This is a genomic window from Caulobacter sp. 10L414 (assembly GCF_056395525.1).
Genome location: NZ_JBFTJR010000006.1, coordinates 43198 through 61186, shown reverse-complemented (window position 1 = coordinate 61186; position 17989 = coordinate 43198). Strand labels below are relative to the sequence as shown.

Annotated in this window: 18 protein-coding genes; 11 read left to right on the top strand and 7 right to left on the bottom strand. The window is 70.6% G+C overall.

The features are described 5' to 3' along the window. Positions 1-17: 17 nt before the first annotated feature. Positions 18-2462: an ATP-dependent helicase HrpB gene (gene hrpB, locus AC1DCG_RS03655; RefSeq protein WP_477029472.1), complete on the bottom strand. Its 2445-nt coding sequence runs from the start codon at positions 2460-2462 to the stop codon at positions 18-20. 181 nt (positions 2463-2643) lie between these two features. Here hrpB and AC1DCG_RS03650 point away from each other — a divergent pair, with 181 nt between their 5' ends. Together AC1DCG_RS03650 and AC1DCG_RS03645 are read left to right on the top strand one after the other, a co-directional pair. Beyond that, entirely contained in the window at positions 2644-4260 is a 1617-nt protein-coding gene (locus AC1DCG_RS03650) for an amino acid permease (protein WP_277793371.1), read from the top strand. A gap of 76 nt (positions 4261-4336) precedes the next feature. Further along, a complete protein-coding gene (locus tag AC1DCG_RS03645) occupies positions 4337-5047 on the top strand; it encodes an MBL fold metallo-hydrolase (protein ID WP_477029470.1) in 711 nt (236 codons plus the stop codon). 7 nt (positions 5048-5054) lie between these two features. Here AC1DCG_RS03645 and AC1DCG_RS03640 read toward each other — a convergent pair whose 3' ends face one another. Then, on the bottom strand, positions 5055-5489 hold the full coding sequence (locus AC1DCG_RS03640; RefSeq protein ID WP_477036670.1) for an EF-hand domain-containing protein: 435 nt from the start codon (positions 5487-5489) through the stop codon (positions 5055-5057). A 104-nt stretch (positions 5490-5593) separates the two neighbouring features. Between AC1DCG_RS03640 and AC1DCG_RS03635 the strand changes: the two genes are divergently transcribed. The 3 genes from AC1DCG_RS03635 to AC1DCG_RS03625 all read left to right on the top strand — a co-directional run bounded on the left by AC1DCG_RS03635 (position 5594) and on the right by AC1DCG_RS03625 (position 8707). After that, positions 5594-6361, top strand: coding sequence for a response regulator (locus AC1DCG_RS03635; RefSeq protein WP_101711996.1), 768 nt, complete (start codon positions 5594-5596; stop codon positions 6359-6361). Then, on the top strand, positions 6358-7839 hold the full coding sequence (locus AC1DCG_RS03630; RefSeq protein ID WP_477036669.1) for an ATP-binding protein: 1482 nt from the start codon (positions 6358-6360) through the stop codon (positions 7837-7839). The genes AC1DCG_RS03635 and AC1DCG_RS03630 overlap by 4 nt, the downstream gene beginning before the upstream one ends. A gap of 91 nt (positions 7840-7930) precedes the next feature. After that, positions 7931-8707: an EF-hand domain-containing protein gene (locus AC1DCG_RS03625; RefSeq protein WP_477029467.1), complete on the top strand. Its 777-nt coding sequence runs from the start codon at positions 7931-7933 to the stop codon at positions 8705-8707. A 4-nt stretch (positions 8708-8711) separates the two neighbouring features. Here AC1DCG_RS03625 and AC1DCG_RS03620 read toward each other — a convergent pair whose 3' ends face one another. Then, positions 8712-9251 carry a DUF1345 domain-containing protein gene (locus AC1DCG_RS03620; protein ID WP_477029466.1) on the bottom strand — a complete coding sequence of 180 codons (540 nt, stop codon included), beginning with the start codon at positions 9249-9251 and terminating at the stop codon, positions 8712-8714. 429 nt (positions 9252-9680) lie between these two features. Here AC1DCG_RS03620 and AC1DCG_RS03615 point away from each other — a divergent pair, with 429 nt between their 5' ends. After that, entirely contained in the window at positions 9681-9890 is a 210-nt protein-coding gene (locus tag AC1DCG_RS03615; protein WP_477029465.1) for a KGG domain-containing protein, read from the top strand. A 147-nt stretch (positions 9891-10037) separates the two neighbouring features. On the opposite strand, the gene egtB is transcribed toward AC1DCG_RS03615, so the two are convergent. Continuing rightward, positions 10038-12197, bottom strand: coding sequence for an ergothioneine biosynthesis protein EgtB (gene egtB, locus AC1DCG_RS03610; protein WP_477029464.1), 2160 nt, complete (start codon positions 12195-12197; stop codon positions 10038-10040). Positions 12198-12419: 222 nt separating this feature from the next. Between egtB and AC1DCG_RS03605 the strand changes: the two genes are divergently transcribed. Further along, positions 12420-13010: an alpha/beta hydrolase gene (locus AC1DCG_RS03605; protein WP_477029463.1), complete on the top strand. Its 591-nt coding sequence runs from the start codon at positions 12420-12422 to the stop codon at positions 13008-13010. 142 nt (positions 13011-13152) lie between these two features. Here AC1DCG_RS03605 and AC1DCG_RS03600 read toward each other — a convergent pair whose 3' ends face one another. Both AC1DCG_RS03600 and AC1DCG_RS03595 read right to left on the bottom strand, forming a co-directional pair. Beyond that, entirely contained in the window at positions 13153-13353 is a 201-nt protein-coding gene (locus AC1DCG_RS03600; RefSeq protein ID WP_058350547.1) for a hypothetical protein, read from the bottom strand. A gap of 37 nt (positions 13354-13390) precedes the next feature. Then, entirely contained in the window at positions 13391-13882 is a 492-nt protein-coding gene (locus AC1DCG_RS03595; protein WP_477029462.1) for a GcrA family cell cycle regulator, read from the bottom strand. 288 nt (positions 13883-14170) lie between these two features. Between AC1DCG_RS03595 and AC1DCG_RS03590 the strand changes: the two genes are divergently transcribed. The 4 genes from AC1DCG_RS03590 to AC1DCG_RS03575 are packed head-to-tail and all read left to right on the top strand — an operon-like array spanning position 14171 to position 15574. Next, positions 14171-14707 (top strand): c-type cytochrome, encoded by a 537-nt coding sequence (locus AC1DCG_RS03590; RefSeq protein WP_477029461.1) that lies wholly within the window; start codon positions 14171-14173, stop codon positions 14705-14707. Then, positions 14704-15066 carry a nuclear transport factor 2 family protein gene (locus AC1DCG_RS03585; protein ID WP_165259413.1) on the top strand — a complete coding sequence of 121 codons (363 nt, stop codon included), beginning with the start codon at positions 14704-14706 and terminating at the stop codon, positions 15064-15066. The genes AC1DCG_RS03590 and AC1DCG_RS03585 overlap by 4 nt, the downstream gene beginning before the upstream one ends. A 2-nt stretch (positions 15067-15068) precedes the next feature. Next, complete coding sequence (locus AC1DCG_RS03580; RefSeq protein WP_477029460.1) at positions 15069-15431, top strand: nuclear transport factor 2 family protein; 363 nt, start codon at positions 15069-15071, stop codon at positions 15429-15431. Between the two features lie 20 nt (positions 15432-15451). Next, positions 15452-15574 (top strand): hypothetical protein, encoded by a 123-nt coding sequence (locus tag AC1DCG_RS03575; protein WP_477029509.1) that lies wholly within the window; start codon positions 15452-15454, stop codon positions 15572-15574. A 52-nt stretch (positions 15575-15626) separates the two neighbouring features. Here AC1DCG_RS03575 and AC1DCG_RS03570 read toward each other — a convergent pair whose 3' ends face one another. Then, positions 15627-17981 (bottom strand): transketolase, encoded by a 2355-nt coding sequence (locus AC1DCG_RS03570; RefSeq protein ID WP_477029459.1) that lies wholly within the window; start codon positions 17979-17981, stop codon positions 15627-15629. Between the last annotated feature and the right edge of the window lie 8 nt (positions 17982-17989).

Sequence of the window (17989 nt, the reverse complement as noted above, 5' to 3'; positions counted from 1 at the left end):
AGTCGCCAGCCTCCCCCTCAAGTCCCCCGAGGCTTCGCCCGCGTCGTCGGCGCTGCGCTGGCCGGGTCGTCCGGCCAGACGTGCCGGGGATAGCGCCCCTTCATCTCTACCTTCACCTCGCGCCAGGAGCCCTTCCAGAAGCCCGGCAGGTCCTTGGTGATCTGGATCGGGCGGTGGGCGGGCGACAGGAGGGCCAGGGTCAGGGGGACCTTGCCGTGGGCCACCGACGGGTGCTCGGCCAGGCCGTAGAGCTCGCCCACCCGCACCTCGACGCGGGGACCGCCTTCCGCGCCATAGTCGATGGCGAAGGTCGAGCCGGTGGGGGCGGTGAAGCGCGCCGGGGCCTGGGTCTCGATGCGGCTCTGCATGTCCCACGGGATCAGGGTCTTGATCGCCGCCTCCAGCGTGGCCTCGTCGATGCTGGCCAGCGACGAGCGGCCGGCCAGCAGCGGCTCCAGCCATTCGTCCAGCCGCGCGACCAGGGCCGCCTCCGACAGGTCCGGCCAGGCGTCACCGTCGTGCGCCCGCAGGAAGGCCACGCGGTCGAGCAGCCCCCTGCCCCGCTCGCCCAGCTTCAGGGCTGAAAGACCTTCGCTGCGCACCTGGTCGGCCAGGGCCCCGGCGATCAGGGCCGGGTCGGGCTTTTCGATGATCTTCTCGTCGATGACGAGCTTGCCCAGGCGCAGCAGGCGCTTGGCGCGCAGCTTGCCGCCGCCGCTGGTCTCCAGCCGGTCTTCGGCCACCAGGCGATCGGCGAAGGCGGCGCGCAGGGCTTCCTCGTCCAGCGGCGCGGCCAGCAGGATGCGGTCGCGGGCGTCGCCCCCGCCCAGTTCGCCCACGGCCAGCCAGGTCTCGCGGGCCAGGGCGTCGGTCGGCTCCAGATAGACGCCGCGGCCGCTGGCCAGCTGGTACTCGCCGGGCTTGCCGCGGGCGCGGGCCACCCGCTCGGGATAGGCCTCGGCCAGCAGCAGGGCGTCGTCCAGGGGCGCAGCGCCGCTGGGCTTTCCCGCCTGCCGCGACCAGCGCTCGGCGAGCGCCCGGGCGTCGCGGGCGCGCGGGGTGCGGTCACGGCCGAAGCCCTCAAGACGGCCGCGCAGATCAACGCCCCGACCGCCCAGCCCCTGCTCACTGAGCACGGCGGCGATCTCGGCGGCGCGGTGGGCCTGGCCCGAGGCGGCGGCGCGGGCGACCATGTGGGCCAGACGCGGGGCCAGCGGCATGTTCGACAGCGCCTTGCCGTGCGGCGTCAGCCCGCCATTGGCGTCCAGCGCCTGCAGCCGGCCCAGCAGCGACCGGGCCTCGGTGAAGGCCGCGCGCGGCGGCGGGTCGAGGAAGGCCAGCCCCTCCGCGTCCTTGGCGCCCCAGCGGGCGAGGTCGAGGGCAAGGCGCGACAGGTCGGCCTCCAGGATCTCGGGCCGGGCGAAGGCGGGCAGCGAGCGGGTCTCCGGCTCGTCCCACAGGCGGTAGCAGACGCCGGGCTCGGTGCGACCGGCCCGGCCTCGGCGCTGGTCGGCGGCGGCGCGGGCCACCCGCACCGTCTCCAGCCGGGTCAGGCCGCTGGACGGGTCGAAGCGCGGCACGCGCGAGAGGCCCGCGTCGATGACGACGCGCACGCCCTCGATGGTCAGACTGGTCTCGGCGATCGAGGTGGCCAGCACCACCTTGCGGCGGCCGGCGGGCGCGGGCTGCACCGCGCGGTCCTGCTCGGCCGGCTCCAGCGCGCCATACAGAGGCGCAAGATCTACGTCCGGGCGGCGCAGGCGCTCGGCCAACCAGCTTTCGGCACGACGGATCTCGCCCTGCCCCGGCAGGAAGACGAGAATGGAGCCGCTTTCCTCGGCCAGGGCCCGCTCGACGGCGCGGCCGACGCGTTCCTCAAGGCGCTGGCGGTCGTCGCGACCCAGATAGCGGGTCTCGACCGGGAACATCCGGCCCTCGCTCTCGACGACCGGCGCGTCGGCCAAGAGGGCCGAGACGCGGGCGCCGTCCAGGGTGGCCGACATCACCAGGATCTTCAGGTCGTCGCGCAGCAGGCCTTGAGAATCGCGGGCCAGGGCCAGGCCGAGGTCAGCGTCGAGGCTGCGCTCGTGGAACTCGTCGAAGATCACGCAGGCCACGCCGTCCAGGCCCGGATCGTCGAGAATCATCCGTGTGAAGACGCCCTCGGTGACCACCTCGACGCGGGTTCTGGCCGACACCTTCGACTGCAGCCGCACGCGAAAACCCACGGTCTCGCCGACCGCCTCGCCCAGGGTCTGGGCCATGCGCGACGCGGCCGCCCGAGCGGCCAGCCGGCGGGGCTCCAGCATGACGATCTTGCCGTCGCCGACCCACGCTTCCTCCAGCAGGGCCAAGGGAACGGCCGTGGTCTTGCCCGCGCCGGGCGGGGCCACGAGAACGGCGGTCTCGCGGTCGGACAAGGCGCCTTTGAGCGCGGGAATGGCCTGAAAAATGGGCAGCATCGCGCCGGCTTTAGCTGGGCTGGGGATCAACGCCAAGCAGGACTGGACTAGCCTCCCCGGCGGAGAACATTTACGCGCTTCGGCGGCGCGGCCTTGACCCCATGCTCATAAACGGGTCACCGTCCGCAAAATTTTCCAAAGGCGACCCCCGGGGGGGAGTCTTGCCTATCCAGGAGGAACTATGTGGCGCGTTAAATCGCTTGATGCGATCCTTGCGACGGCTGAGAAAAAATCCCTTCATCGCTCGCTCGGACCGGTCCAGCTGACGCTGCTGGGGGTTGGCGCCATCATCGGCACGGGGATCTTCGTCCTGACCGCCGCGGCCGCCCAGAAGGCCGGCCCGGGCATGATGTGGAGCTTCGTGATCGCCGGCGCCGTCTGCGCCATCGCCGCGCTCTGCTACTCCGAACTGGCCTCGATGGTCCCGGTCTCGGGCTCGGCCTACACCTATTCCTACGCCGTGATGGGCGAGCCGCTGGCCTGGATGGTCGGCTGGGCCCTGATCCTCGAATACGCCGTGGCCGCCAGCGCCGTGTCGGCCGGCTGGTCGGGCTACTTCCTCGGCCTGATCGAGAACGCGCTGGGCTTCCAGTGGCCCGCCCTGTTCAAGGCCGGTCCGGCCTGGTCGATGAACGGCTTCATCCCGGTCGCCGACTTCAGCGCCGGCATCGTCAACGTCCCGGCCATCATCGTGGCCCTGTCGGTCACCGCCCTGCTGGTCGTCGGCACCACCGAAAGCGCCCGCGTCAACGCGGTGCTCGTGGCCATCAAGGTCACCGCCCTGACGGCCTTCATCGTGCTGACCATCCCGGTCCTGAAGAGCGGCAACTTCTCGCCCTTCGCCCCCAACGGCTGGTTCGGTCCGGAAGGCACCAGCGGCATGGGCATCGTCGGCGCCGCCGCCTCGATCTTCTTCGCCTATGTCGGCTTCGACGCCGTGTCGACCGCCGCCGAAGAGACCAAGAACCCGCAGCGCAACGTGCCGATCGGCCTGATCGGCAGCCTGGCGCTGTGCACCATCTTCTACCTGCTGGTCGCCGCCGGCGCGATCGGCGCCATCGGCGCCCAGCCGGTGTTCGGCGCCGACGGCTCGGCCGTCCAGCCCGGCTCGGCCGCCTTCCAGGCCGCCTGCTCGCTGGCCGACAACAGCGGCCGCCTGGTCTGCTCGAACGAAGCCCTCGCCCACGTCCTGCGCGAGATCAACTGGCCGGTGGTCGGCAACGCCCTGGGCCTGGCCGCCAACCTGGCCCTGCCCTCGGTCATCCTGATGATGATCTACGGCCAGACCCGCATCTTCTTCGTCATGGCCCGCGACGGCCTGCTGCCCGAGAAGCTCGCCACCATCCACCCGAAGTTCAAGACGCCCTACATCGTGACCATCGTCACGGGCATCTTCGTCGCCATCGCCGCCGCCTTCTTCCCGGTGGGCCAGCTGGCCGACATCTCGAACTCGGGCACCCTGTTCGCCTTCTTCATGGTGGCGATCGCGGTGATGGTGCTGCGCGTGAAGGATCCGAACCGTCCGCGTCCGTTCAAGACCCCGCTGGTGTGGGTGGTCGGTCCGCTGGCCATGGTCGGCTGCGCGGCCCTCTACTTCAACCTGCCGGCCGAAGCCATGCTTGTGCTGCCGATCTGGGGCGCCATCGGCCTCGTGATCTACCTGGCCTACGGCATCCGCAAGAGCCACCTGGCCCGCGGCCTGGTCGAGGTTCCGGAACTGGCGGCCGACGCGCCGGCCGGCCCCGTGCCGCCGATGCCGGGTGCCCCGGCCCCGGGTTCGCCCGAGGAACGGTCTTGATCTTGGGGACCTAGTCTCTCTAGTTCAGGCGGGCGGGAACTTCGGTTCCCGCCCGTTTTCGTTTGGAGCCGACACCTTGACCTCCCAGTCGCCCATCAGCGCCGTCATCGCCCCGGTCACGCCGCTGCAGCAGAACTGCACGATCGTCTGGTGCTCCAAGACCAGGAAGGCCGCGATCATCGATCCGGGCGGCGAGGTCGACCGCCTGCTGCGCGCGCTGAACGACCAGGGCCTGACCCTGGAGAAGATCTGGATCACCCACGGCCACATGGACCACGCCGGCGGCGCGGCCGAGCTGAAGGCCAAGACCGGCGTTCCGATCGAGGGCCCGCACAAGGACGACCAGTTCTGGATCGACCGCATCCAGGAAAGCGGCGAGATGTACGGCATGCCCGAGGCCCGCATCTTCGTGCCCGACCGCTGGCTGGAGGACGGCGACGTCGTCACCCTGGGCGAGACGGAGTTCGAGGTTCTGCATTGCCCCGGCCACACGCCGGGCCATGTGGTGTTCTTCCATCGCGAGACGAAATTCGCCCAGGTCGGCGACGTGCTGTTCCAGGGCTCGATCGGCCGGACGGACTTCCCGCGCGGCAACCACCAGGACCTGATCGACGCTATCACCGGCAAGCTGTGGCCGCTGGGCGACGACGTCCGCTTCGTACCCGGGCACGGACCGATGTCGAGCTTCGGCGCTGAGCGCCGCACCAATCCCTTCGTCGGCGACCGCGCGGTCGCGGCCATGAAGGGCCCCGGCTACACGGCTCCGGTGAACCGCTCGCCGGGGTAAGCCGTCCCTACTGACGCGGCGGCGGGCCGCCGGGCGGGCCCGGGCGGAACTCGTCGCTCGTCAACTTGCCGTCGCCGTTCTTGTCGGCGGCCGCGAACTGCGCGCGGCTCGAGGCCAGGGCCTCGTCCTTGCTGACCTTGCCGTCCTTGTCGGCGTCCTGGCCCGCCAGCGCGGTGAGCATCCGGCTCGGGCCGCCACCGCCGCCGCCGCCCATCTGGGCGAAGCGCTGCCGGATCGCCTCGATCTCGGCCGCGTCGATGAAGCCGTCCTTGTTGGCGTCCAGGCGCTCGAAACGCTGCAGGGCTGAGGCCTCGTACTCGGCGGCGGTGATCACGCCGTCGCCGTCGGCGTCGGGGCTGCGCATGCCTCCCCCCGGCTGGGCGTGGGCGGCGCTCGCCGCCAACAGCGACAATCCGAGGACGGTGGAAACGAGTCGGTTCATGAAGACGCTCCGTGGCGATTTGACGCTAGACGGCCACGATCAGGTTGCGCGCCTGTTGCAAGCGTGAAATCTGACGGTGACAGGGGCATGAAAGGACCATCGGCATGGAGACCTCCCCGACCACCGCCTCGTCCGCCGCCGTCGCGGACACCGCCAAGGGCGCCGGCGCCCGCATCCTGATCGTCGACGACGATCCGGGCATCCGCGACGTCGTGTCCGATTTCCTCGTCCGCCACGGCTATGTCGTCGACACGGCCCAGGACGCGCGCACCATGGAGCAGGCCCTGGCCAAGGGCCCGGTCGACCTGGTGGTGCTCGACGTCATGCTGCCGGGCGAAGACGGCCTGGCCATCTGCCGCCGCCTGGCGGCCCAGGACGGTCCGGCGATCATCATGCTTTCGGCCATGGGCGAGGAGACCGACCGCATCGTCGGCCTTGAACTCGGCGCCGACGACTACCTGCCCAAGCCGTGCAATCCGCGCGAACTCCTGGCCCGCGTGCGCGCCGTCCTGCGCCGCCGCACCGAGCCGCGCTCCAGCGACGACACCATGGGAGCGGCCTGCGAGTTCGCCGGCTGGCGTCTGGACCTGGTCCGCCGCGAACTGCGCTCGCCGCAGTCGGTGGTGGTCAACCTCTCCAGCGGCGAGTTCTCGCTGCTGCGCGCCTTCGTCGAACGCCCGCAGCGCGTGCTGACCCGCGACCAGTTGCTCGACCTCGCCCGCGGCCGCGACAGCGACGCCTACGACCGCGCCATCGACGTCCAGATCAGCCGGCTCCGCCGCAAGCTGGACGACGGCGGCGGCGGCGAGCTGATCCGCACGATCCGCAGCGAGGGCTACATGTTCACGCCCAAGGTCACCCGCACGCCATGAAGTTCGCAGTCCCGGGGCGCGGCGGCGCGCCCCTGTTCGCCCAGGCCCTGGGACTGGCGCTCGTCACACTGGTCGCAACGATCCTGATCTGCGTGGCGGTCGTGTTCAACGTGCCGCCGCCCCCGCCCGAGCTCTACAAGCTCAGCGAGATCAGCCGGGCGCTGAAGACCGGCCAGACCGTGCACCCGCGCGACGGCCGCCCGCTGATCGTGCGCCACCGCACCAGCATCAAGCCCGACGGCGAGGACTCCCAGCGCCGCGCCGAGTTCAAGGTCGCCATCGGCCGCGAGCTGAACGTGCCCGTCGACCGCATCTCGATCCGCACCGAGAACGGCCCCCGCTTCTTCGTCCGCACCCAGCGCCAGAAGGGCCCGCCGCCGCCTCCTGGCCCCGGCGGCCCGCGCCCCGAAGGTCCGGGCGGCCCTGGTGGCCCTGGGGGTTCCGGAGGCCCGCCTCCCCCGCCGCCCGGCGGGACGGGCCCCAAGCCTCCCGGCGTGCAGATGCTCACCGACCGCATCGCGGCCGTCATGCGCGACGAACCGTTCCTGTTCGGCGACTTCGAGCTTGGCATCCGCCAGGCCGACGGCCGCTGGCTGGTGGTCGAGCCCAAGTTCACCGTCCTGCGCGACACCTGGCAGGTGCGGATTCTGCTGATCCTGGCCCTGTCGGTCGTCGCCGTGTCGCCGCTGGCCTGGCTGTTCGCCCGTCGCCTGGCCGGTCCGATCACCGCCTTCGCCGCCGCCGCCGAACGCCTGGGCCGCGACCCCCGCGCCCCGCCGCTCAGCCTGTCGGGCTCGGCCGAGGTGGCCGCCGCCGCCAACGCCTTCAACGAGATGCAGGAGCGCCTGCGCCGCTACGTCGAGGACCGCACGGCGATGATCGGCGCGGTGGCCCACGACCTGCGCACGCCGCTGACCCGCCTGCGCTTCCGCATCGAGACCACGCCCGACGACGTCAGGAGCAAGCTCGAAAGCGACATCGACCAGATGGAAGCGATGATCTCGGCCACCCTGGCCTTCGTGCGCGACACCAGCCGCCCGGCCGAGCGCACCAAGCTGGAACTGGCCTCGCTGCTGGAAAGCGTCATGGATGAAGCGGCCGAGACCGGCGGCGACGCCACGGCCGAAGAGAGCGAGAAGATCGTCATCGAGGGCGACCCGATCGCCCTCAAGCGCCTGGTCACCAACCTGGTCGAGAACGCCCTGAAGTACGGCGGCGCCGCGCGCGGCCGGGTCTATCGCCAGGGCGGCAGCGCGATCCTCGAGATCGACGACGACGGCCCGGGCGTGCCGTCCGCCGAGCTCGACCGCGTGTTCGAGCCGTTCTTCCGGGGCGAGCCGTCGCGCAACCGCGAGACCGGGGGCATCGGGCTGGGCCTGGCCGTGGTCCGCTCGCTGGCCCGCGCCCACGGCGGCGACGTGGCCCTCGTGAACCGCGCCGGCGGCGGCCTTCGGGCTCGCGTCACCCTGCCGGCCTGACGGTTGTTGCGGCCGCGCAATCAAGCGCGGCCGCACCGACATAACCGCGCAATGCGGCGGCGCTTCAAGCGAGCGGAAGGAGCTTCTTTCCATGACCGCACGCGCCCTGCCTCTCCTGGCCCTCGCCGCCCTCTCGCTCGCCGCCTGCGGTCACGCCCCGCCGGATGGGCCAGGCGGCCGTGGGCCGGGCGGTCGTCCCGGCTTCGGCGGCGGCCCGCCTCCGGGCGAAGGCGGCCCCGGCGGGCCTCGCATGGGCGGGGGCATGGGCGAGGGCCGGCAGGTGTTCATCAGTCCGGCCGGCGAGCCGTTCCGCGCCGATCCCGGCCAGCCCTACCCGGTCGCCCAATGGTTCGCGGGGGCCGACGCCGACCACGACGGCGCGCTGACCCGCGAGGAGTTCCTCGCCGACTCCCTGCGCTTCTTCGACAGGCTGGACGCCGACAAGTCGGGCGTGCTCGACGGTTTCGAGGTCTCGGCCTACGAGCGCAACATCGCCCCCGAGATCGTCCAGGCCTCGGCCATGCCGCAGCAGGGTCCGCCCTCGGGCGGCGGCGGCCCCGACGGCGAGGGCCCGCGTCCCCGCCGCGACGGAGGCCTGGGCAACATGCTGCTGGGCGCGACGCCCTACGCCCTGCTGGCCGAGCCCCAGCCGGTGATGGGCGCCGACGCCGACTTCAACCGCCGCATCACCCGCGACGAGGCGACCCGCGCGGCCAACGCCCGCTTCAAGTTGCTCGACAAGGACGGCGACGGCCGCCTGACCCTGGCCGAGCTGCCCCAGACCCGGGCCCAGCGCATGATGAATGGCGAGGAAGAGCCGCGCGAAGGCGGCCGGCGCGGCAAGGGCGGCCGCCGCCCGCCGCGCTGAGGCTTCACCCCGCCACCACCCCGGCGATGATGTTGATGCCGAGCGCCAGGATGGCGGTGTTGTAGAAATAGGCCGTCACCGCATGGGCGGTGACCAGGTTGCGCAGCGCCCCGGTGCGCACGTCGTTGTCGGAGACCTGGAAGGTCGCCCCGATGCTGAAGGCCAGATAGACGAAGTCCTTGTAGGTGCGGGCCGGCTCGCCGGGAAAGCCGAACCCGCCCTTCCTCGCCCCGCCGCCGAAATGGCGGTGGGCGTAGTGCAGCACGAACACCGAGTGCAGCACGATCCACGACAGCACCAGGGTGACGCCCGCGCAGGCCGCCGTCAGGTTCCTGGCGAAAGCCGCCTGCGAGCGCGCCCCGATCATCGCCGCCACCACCGCGGCCAGGCTGGCGGCGATGGCCGACAGCACGATCAGCAGGATCAAAGAGCGGCCCTCGTCCTCCTGCGCGGCCTTGGCCCGAAGCGTCGCCTCGTCGGCGGTGAGGAACAGGCGCCACAGCAAAATGCCGTAGATCGCGGCGCCGACATCCCACCCGATCAAAATATGCGTGCTTTCGGGCAGATTTATCTGACGGGCGAAAACCCACCCCAAAAGGCCCGTCAGAACACCCGCAATGAGACGCCAATGCCTTGTAATTAATGACGATTTACCAACCTCAAAGGTGCTCTTGCGCATCGCTCTCAGCCTGCCTTTTCCCCAGACAATCGTCCTTAACGCTGCATTTGTCTCGCCTGACACGTGAAACCGAACTCGGCTTCACCGGTTACTTCACCGGAACACCGGAACGACGCCATGACCGACCCCGACGCCCCGCCTCCGCTGGAGCCGCAAACGCCGGACGATCCGCCGGGCTCGACGCCCGACGAAGTCCCGCTGCAGCCGCCTCCGGTGCAGCCGGGCGACGATCGGCCCTATGGAGCCGCTCCGGGCTCGTTTCCTCCCGTTACCAGTCCCGATTAGGAGCAAGACATGGACCTCGACAGCGAACGGCCCCGCGGCCGCCGAGGCTTCGCCGCCATGGATCCGGAACGTCGCCGCGAGATAGCTCGCAAGGGCGGCGCCAGCGTCCCCAGTGAGAAGCGCAGCTTCGCCAAGGACCGCGACCTCGCCGCCAACGCCGGCCGCAAGGGCGGTTCTTCGTCGCGTGGCGGCGGCCGCCTCGGCTCTCGCGACCTCTAGGAATGCCGCGGCCGAGGGGGGGACGGGCGACGCAGCCGACGGTGGTGACGCACGTATCAGGATTTTAGGGCCCGGATCGGTCTTCCCGATCCGGGCTCTTGGGCTGTCCGCCATCCAGCGGCCGGCCGCGACTTCTTATTTCCGCTCTCAGGAGCGAAGCGCGAAGACGCCGAACGCCGGCGCATCGCTGATCCAGCGCGCCTCGACGCGCCAGCCGGCCTTCTCCGCCATCGCGGCGAAGACGTCGGGGTCGTACTTGTAGGAATTCTCGGTGTGGATGGTCTCGTCGGCCGCGAAGGCGATCGGCCGCCCGGCGATCTCGACGGTCTGGTCGCGCAGGCTGACCAGGTGCATCTCGATCCGGCTCTCGCCGGCGTTCCACACCGCCCGATGGGCGAAGGCGTCCAGATCGAAGTCCGCGTCCAGTTCGCGGTTGATGCGCGCCAGCAGGTTCTTGTTGAACGCCGCGGTGACGCCGGCCGCGTCGTCATAGGCCGGGATCAGCACGTCCGCTCCCTTGGCGATGTCGGCCCCCACCACGAACAGCGCACCGGCGCCCAGCAGCTCGCGCGCCGCCGCCAGGAAGGCGACCGCCTCGTCCGTCGGGAAGTTGCCGATCGTCGAGCCCGGGAAGAAGCCGACCGTCGGACGTCCTCGCGCCGCCGCCGGCAGGCCCAGCGGATGGGTGAAGTCGCCCACGGCCGGCGCCACGGTCAGCCTTGGATAGTCGGCGCGGATCGCAGCCGCGGCCGCGTCCAGGGCCGAGGCGCTGATGTCCATCGGGGCGTAGACCGCCAGCTGCGGCGCGGCGTCCAGAACGATGCGGGTCTTGGTGCTGGCCCCGCTGCCGAACTCGATCATCGCCGCGCCCTCGGGAATGCGGGCGGCGATCTCGGGCGCGATGCGGCGCAGCAACGCCGTCTCGGTGCGGGTCGGATAGTATTCCGGCAGCACCGTGATCTCTTCGAACAGGCGCGAGCCTTCGGCGTCGTAGAAGTACTTGCTGGGCAGGCTCTTGGCTTCGGCGGAAAGGCCGCTGAGCACGTCGTCGCGGAAGCCTACGTCCACCGCCCGCTCGCGACCGCCCTGGCCGTCGCGCGCCAGGCGCACGCCCGAGAACATCCAGCGCTGGCCGGGATGGAAGAAGTTGCGATAGCTCGACCGCGCATGGCCCGGCGGCGTACCCGCCGCCCCGCCGCGCAGGACCATCTGGCCGACCATGAACTTGCCGTTGTACTCGCCCAGCGCTCCGGCTCCCGGACGGAAGCCCGGATAGGGCGCATAGGCGCTGGCGGTCCATTGCCAGGCCTCGCCCGACATCTGCCGCAGGCCCCTGCCCGATCGCGCGGCGACCTCCCACTCGGCCTCGGTGGGCAGGCGCGCGCCGGCCCAGGTCGCAAAAGCGGCCGCCTCGTAGTAGCTGACGTGGCCCACCGGCGCTGCGGGATCCAGCGGGCGCAGGCCCGTCAGGCCGAACGCCTTCCAGGCGCCGTCCTCGTCCTGGCGCCAGTAGAGCGGCGCGCGCCACCCCTGCGCCTGGACGCTCGCCCAGCCGTCCGACAGCCAGAACTCTGGCCGCTTGTAGCCGCCGTCCTCGATGAAGCCCAGCCATTCGCCGTTGGTGGTCAGGCGGTCGGCCAGGCGGAAGGGTTCCAGGAACACGCGGTGGCGCGGCCGCTCGTTGTCGAAGGCGAAGCCGCGCGCCTCGGCGCCGATCACCTCGAGCCCGCCCTCGAAGCCGACGAAGCTTAAGGCCGGCGCGGCGGCGCGCGGCGGCTCATCCCGCTCGCGATAGGCCGGGTGCAGCGGCGACTGGGCGAAGAGGTGCTGGATGTCCATCAGCAGCAGCTCCTGGTGCTGCTCCTCGTGGGCCAGGCCCAGGTCCAGCCGCTCCAGGATCTCGGGCGACAGCGCGCCCGACAGCAGCCGGGCCATGGCCGCGTCCACATGCCGGCGATAGGCGGCCACATCGGCGCAGGACGGGCGGGTCAGCAGCCCCCGCTCCGGCCGCGGCTGCCGCGGCCCCATGGCCTCGTAGTAGGAGTTGAAGATGTAGCCGAACGCCGGATCGTAGGGCTTGTAGCCCGGCGCGTACGGGGCCAGCAGGAAGGTCTCGAAGAACCAGGTCGAATGGCCCCGGTGCCACTTGGTCGGACTGGCGTCGGGCATGGACTGCGCGGCCTGGTCCTCGGGCGACAGCGGCGCGGCCAGCGCCTCGGTCCGCGCGCGGACGGCGCGATAGCGGGCAAGCGGGGTGTCTGCTGCCTCGTTGACGGAGGCCAGGACCAGGGTGTCGTCGGGACTCATGCACGCTCCTGGCGCTGACGGGCCGTGTGGGCGGGCCGCTGTCCAAAACGGATCGGGAGCTTGGGCGTTCCCCCGTTCGAGGGCAAGGCGGCCTGCTGCCAGCATGGTGTCATCAGCACTTCTCAATTCCTATTGAATTGATCTGGTTTGATCCTCCCGCCTCGCGGGAGCGACAAGCAGGTCAAATCCGCTTCGCGCGGTCCCGTCTTGAAGAGTTCAGCGATGTCTTTCATCTCGCCGCCCGATCCCGCCGACGATCCGCCGATCCTGATCGTGCCGGGCCTCTACAACTCCGGTCCCGACCATTGGCAGAGCCATTGGGAGCGCACCCTGCCCACCGCCGAGCGCGTGGATCAGGTCGACTGGGAGCGCCCCGCCCTCGGCGACTGGACGATCAGCCTGGCCGAGGCCGTGCGCAGCCGTCCCGGCGCGATCCTGGTGGCCCACAGCCTGGGCTGCGCCCTGGTCTGCCACCTGGCCCAGGTGACCGGCGGCCGGGGCGTGCGCGGCGCCCTGCTGGTGGCCCCGGCCGACGTCAATCGCGAGGGTCCCGCCGGCCGCCTGCTGATCGGCTTCTCGCCCATTCCCCGGCCGCGCCTGCCCTTCCCCTCGCTGGTCGTGGCCAGCCGCGACGACCCCTATGTGGCCATCGACCGGGCCGAGGCCTTCGCCCGGGGGTGGGGATCGCGCTTCGTCGACCTGGGCCGCGCGGGCCACATCAATGTCGACTCCGGCCACGGCGCCTGGCCGCGCGGCCGCATGCTGCTGAACGAGCTGATCCGCACCACGGCTCCGGCCTCGCCGCCGGCCTGAAAAAAGACGACCCCCGCGAACCGGGTTCGCGGGGGTCGTTCTTTACGCGGACTGTCTGGCTTGCTTCGCGATCCTCAGCGCTTGGCTCCAGCCTCCCTACGGGCGAGCGCGCTGTTCCGCGAAGATCGAACCCTTACTGGCCTCAGGCGGCGGCCTGACGGCTGCGCACGCGGCTCATCCAGTCTTCCGGATAGGTCTCGCGCACGACGATCGACTTGAACTGGCCGACCGGGATGCGGGCGGCGTCGCCCGGCTGCAGGTCGCGCGAGACCGAGTGGCCCGCGAATTCCTGGATGATCGTGATCACCTGGCTGCTGCCGGCGGCGTTCTCGATGAGGATCATGGGAGTGTCTCTCTCTGAGAGGGCTCTTGAGGGCGCGTCAGAGGACGCGGCGTTCCTGGGGCAGGCTCTGGCGGGTCCAGGCATCGATGTCGGCCGAGCTCTGGAAGCGGCGGAAGGCGCCCTGGGTGTGGTCGGGGCAGTACGAGGCGCGCTTGCTGGTCGTCTCGCGGCCGCAGAAGCCGAAGTCGCCGGCGTCCGGATTGCCGATCGGCCAGCGGCACGAGTGCATCGACAGGTCGAGGATGCCGGCCGTGGGGGTCAGCTCTTCCATCACCGAGGCCTGCGAGCGGACGGCCGGACGGGCCTGGGCCGGGGCGCTGGTGCGGGCTCGCGGAGCCTGGCGCGACACCCGGACGGTGACGGCGCGCTGGCGCACCGGCGTCTCGCGGACGGTGATGCCCAGGCGATGGATCTTGCCGATGACGGCGCTGCGGCTGACGCCGCCCAACTGGCGCGCCACCTGGCTGGCGCTCAACCCTTCGAGCCACAACTTCCTGAGCGTGGCGGTACGTTCCTCGTTCCAGTCCATGACGGTTTCCGCTTCTTAAGGGTGCGGGATCAGCCCCCGCCCTTCTTCGGTAGAATCATGGTTAACATCGGTCAAATTCTTCCGTGCATACCCACGGTTCTCGAAATCACATTTCCCAAGCGAATCTCGCTAGATAGCAGACGATGTCGCAGGGGGCCGTTTTGAACTGCGGCAAGACCTTGACCGAATAACGTCGTTCCGCGATGAATTCACGGGTCAGAAACCGGCTTGGATTTGAATGCGGCGCGGCGTCGCAAGCCTTGCGACATAACGCCTACGGGGATTGTGATGCGTACCCTCACCGTCGTCGCCGCCGCGACGCTCTGCCTGTCCATGAGCCTGTCTCTGGCCGCCTGCTCCAAGGGCGGTGAAACCTCCGGCCAAGGCGCGGCCACCCCGCCGCCCGCGCCGCCCCCGACCCCCGCCGAGAAGGCTGCGGCCCTGGCCGCCCTGCCCGCCCCGTACAACACCGGCGACCTGCTGAACGGCCAGAGCAAGTTCGCCCTCTGCCGCTCGTGCCACACCATCACGCAAGGCGGCCCGAACATGACCGGCCCCAACCTCTACGGCCTGTTCGGCCGCAAGGCCGGGACCCATCCGAAGTACACCTACTCAGACGCCGTCAAGAACGCCGGCTTCACCTGGGACGCCGAACACCTCGACCACTGGCTGGACAACCCGCGCACCTTCCTGCCGGGCACCAAGATGACCTTCGCGGGCCTGTCCACCCCCAAGGACCGCATCGACCTGATCGCCTATCTGAAGGTCGAGACGGGCTACAAGCCCGAGCCCTCGCCAGCCCCCGCTCCATCATCAGCCCAATGACCCCGCGCATCGCCCTCCTGACCCGGCTCTACGACGCCTACAACAAGGGCGACTTCGACGCCTTCGCGGCCGAGCTGGACCCCGCCGTCGACTGGCCCGACCAGATCGGCGGCGGCAGGGTCGTGGGGGTCGAGGCGATGCGCGCCTTCTGGACGCGTCGCGACGGCATGGTGCGGGTCGAGGCCGCCCCCATGGAGTTCACGGTGATGGAGGACGGCCGCATCCTGGTGGCCACGAACCAGACCGTGCATAACCTGGAGGGGCGCCTCTGGTCCGACAGCTGCGTGCGACATATCTACACGTTCCACGATGAGCGCGTGTCGCGCATGGATATCGTCGAGCGTTTGGACGAGGCGTGAGGATGGCGAAGGCGGAAGTGTTGCTGACCCGGCACTTCGATGCGACGCGCCGGCGCGACATCGAGGCCGTGGTCGCCCAACTGCATCCCGACATCGCCTTCGCCAACGTCCTGGAGGGCGGCGAAGTCGTGGGCCTGGAAGCCGCGCGAGGCTATTTCGAGCGGCAGTTCGCCATGGCCGGCGTCGACATCAGCCTGATGCGCGTGCGTCGCCAGGCCGACGGCTGGGTCCACGCCGACGTCGAGATCGCCCTGCGCCGCCCCGACGGCCGCCTGTGGTCGCAGAACACCGCCATCATCGCCTACCTGATCCGCGACGACCTGATCGTAGGGATAGACCCCCTGCCGGATCCCGGGACGCGGTAGAGCGACGAACTTCAAGACGCATTTTAGCTCGTCATCCCGGCCGTAGCGAAGCGGAGAGCCGGGACCCAGGGGCCGCCGCAATGCGCTGGCGACCCACCAACGAGAACCCAACCACCGCGCCCAGTCCCCTGGGTCCCGGATAAGCGCTGCGCGCTTTCCGGGATGACGAGCTTTGCTGGAGTGACTACTCCTCCCCTAAGCCAGCAGGTCCGCGCAGGCGTCGAGCACCGCGTCGGCGTCCAGGCGGTACTTCGCATAGAGGTCGGGCAGATCCCCCGACTGGCCGAAGGTCTCCAGGCCCAGCGCCCGCAGGCGATGACCATGCACTGAACCCAGCCACGACAGCGTGGCCGGCGCGCCGTCGACCAGGGTGACCAGGCCCGCATCGCGCGGCAGGTCGGCCAGCAGCCGCTCGACCGTCGAGGTGCTTTTGGCGCCGTGCGTCCAGCGCGAACGCCCCGCGGCCGTCCAGTCGCGGTGCAGCACGTCGGCCGAGGTGACGGCCAGCAGGCCCGCGCCCGGTTCGTCCTCCAGCAGCGCGGCGTGGGCCTCCAGGGCTTCGGGCGCGAGGGCGCCGCTGTAGACGACGGCCAGGCGCGCGTCCGGCGCCGGGGGCTTCAGCCAGTAGGCGCCCTCGACGACGCCCTGCTTCCACGCCTCGTCCGGCCGCTCTGGCTGGGCGATGCTCCGGGTGGACAGGCGAAGGTAGGTCGAGCAGCCGTCTGCGGCCTGGATGCGCTCGAAAGCATGGGCCATCAGCACCGCCGTCTCGTCGGCGAAGGCAGGCTCGTAGCTGTCCAGCCCCGGCTGGCTCATGCCGATCAGGGGCGAGCCGATCGACTGGTGCGCGCCGCCTTCCGGGGCCAGCGTCAGGCCCGACGGCGTGGCCACCAGCAGGAAGCGGGCGTCCTGGTAGCAGGCGTAGTTCAGCGCATCGAGGCCGCGAGCGATGAAGGGGTCGTAGAGCGTGCCGACCGGGAACAAGCGCTCGCCGAACAGCGGGGCGGTCAGGCCAAGCGCCGCCAGGGCGATGAACAGGTTGTTCTCGGCGATGCCCAGTTCGACGTGCTGGCCCGTCTCGCCCATCGACCACACCTGGGCCGAGGGGATGCGGCGGCGCTTGAAGACGTCCTCGTGGGCTCGGCGGTGAAACACCCCGCGCCGGTTCACGAAACCGCCCAGGTTGGTCGACACCGTTACGTCCGGCGAGGTGGTCACAACCCGGCCGGCGAACTCGTCCTTGCGGGCGGCGATGTCGAACATGACCTTGCCGAAGGCGGCCTGGGTCGACTGCTCGGCCCCGCCAGTCACCGCCGCCAGCAGTTCGTCCTGGGTCGGCGTGGCCAGGGTCGCCGCGGTGTAGTTGCGATCGTTGGCCGCCGCGAAGGGCGCGCGGGCCACCAGGCCCTTCAGCGCCGTGCGCTCGGCCGAGGACAGGCCCGACAGCGCGTCCCACTCCTCGCCCTCGACCACGCCCAGCCGCTCGCGAAGCTCGGCGATCTGGGTGGGGTTCATCAGGCCCGCGTGATTGTCCTTGTGGCCCTGGAACGGCAGGCGCAGGCCCTTGACGGTGTAGGCGATGAAGAACCGCGGGGCGTCGTCCCGGGAAGCCCGTTCGAAGGCCTCCAGGATCGTCTCCAGGCAGTGGCCGCCCAGCTCGGTCATCAGCTCGCCGAGGTCGACGTCCTTGTACGACGCCACCAGCGCCAGGGCGTCGGGCTCGCCCGCCAGGTCGGCGGTCAGGCGCTCGCGCCAGGCCGCGCCGCCCTGGTAGGTCAGGGCCGAATAGAGGTCGTTGGGCGCGGTCTCGATCCAGGCCTTCAGCGCCGCCCCGCCCGGCCGCTCGAAGGCTTCGCGCTGGCGCTTGGACCACTTCAGGGTCTCGACGGTCCAGCCGGCGGCCTCGAAGATCTCACCATAGCGGGTGAACATCCGGTCCTTGGTCGTCGCGTCCAGGCTCTGGCGGTTGTAGTCGACGATCCACCAGGTGTTGCGCAGGTCGTGCTTGCAGGCCTCGATCAGGGCTTCGTAGATGTTGCCCTCGTCCAGCTCGGCGTCGCCCAGCAGCGAGATCATCCGCCCCATGCTCTCGGGCTTCACCGAGCCGCGCGCGGCCAGATAGTCCTGGGCCAGCGAAGCGAAGGCGGTGACCGCCACGCCCAGGCCCACCGAGCCGGTCGAGAAGTCGACGTCGTCGACGTCCTTGGTGCGCGAGGGATAGGACTGCGCGCCGCCCAGGGCGCGGAAGGCCTTCAGCTTGTCCAGGCTCTGGCGGCCGAACAGATGCTGGATGGCGTGGAAGACGGGGCTGGCGTGCGGCTTGACCGCAACCCGGTCCTGCGGCCGCAGCGCCTTCATGTAGAGCGCCGTCATCAGCGTGGTCATCGAGGCGCACGAGGCCTGGTGACCGCCGACCTTCAGCCCGTCGCGGCTTTCGCGAAGGTGGTTGGCGTTGTGGATCGTCCACGACGCCAGCCAGAGAATGCGTTCCTCGAGACGTCGCAGCAGCGCGATTTCCTGCCGCTTGGCCGTCAGAGACCCGTCAGCCATGCTTCCTC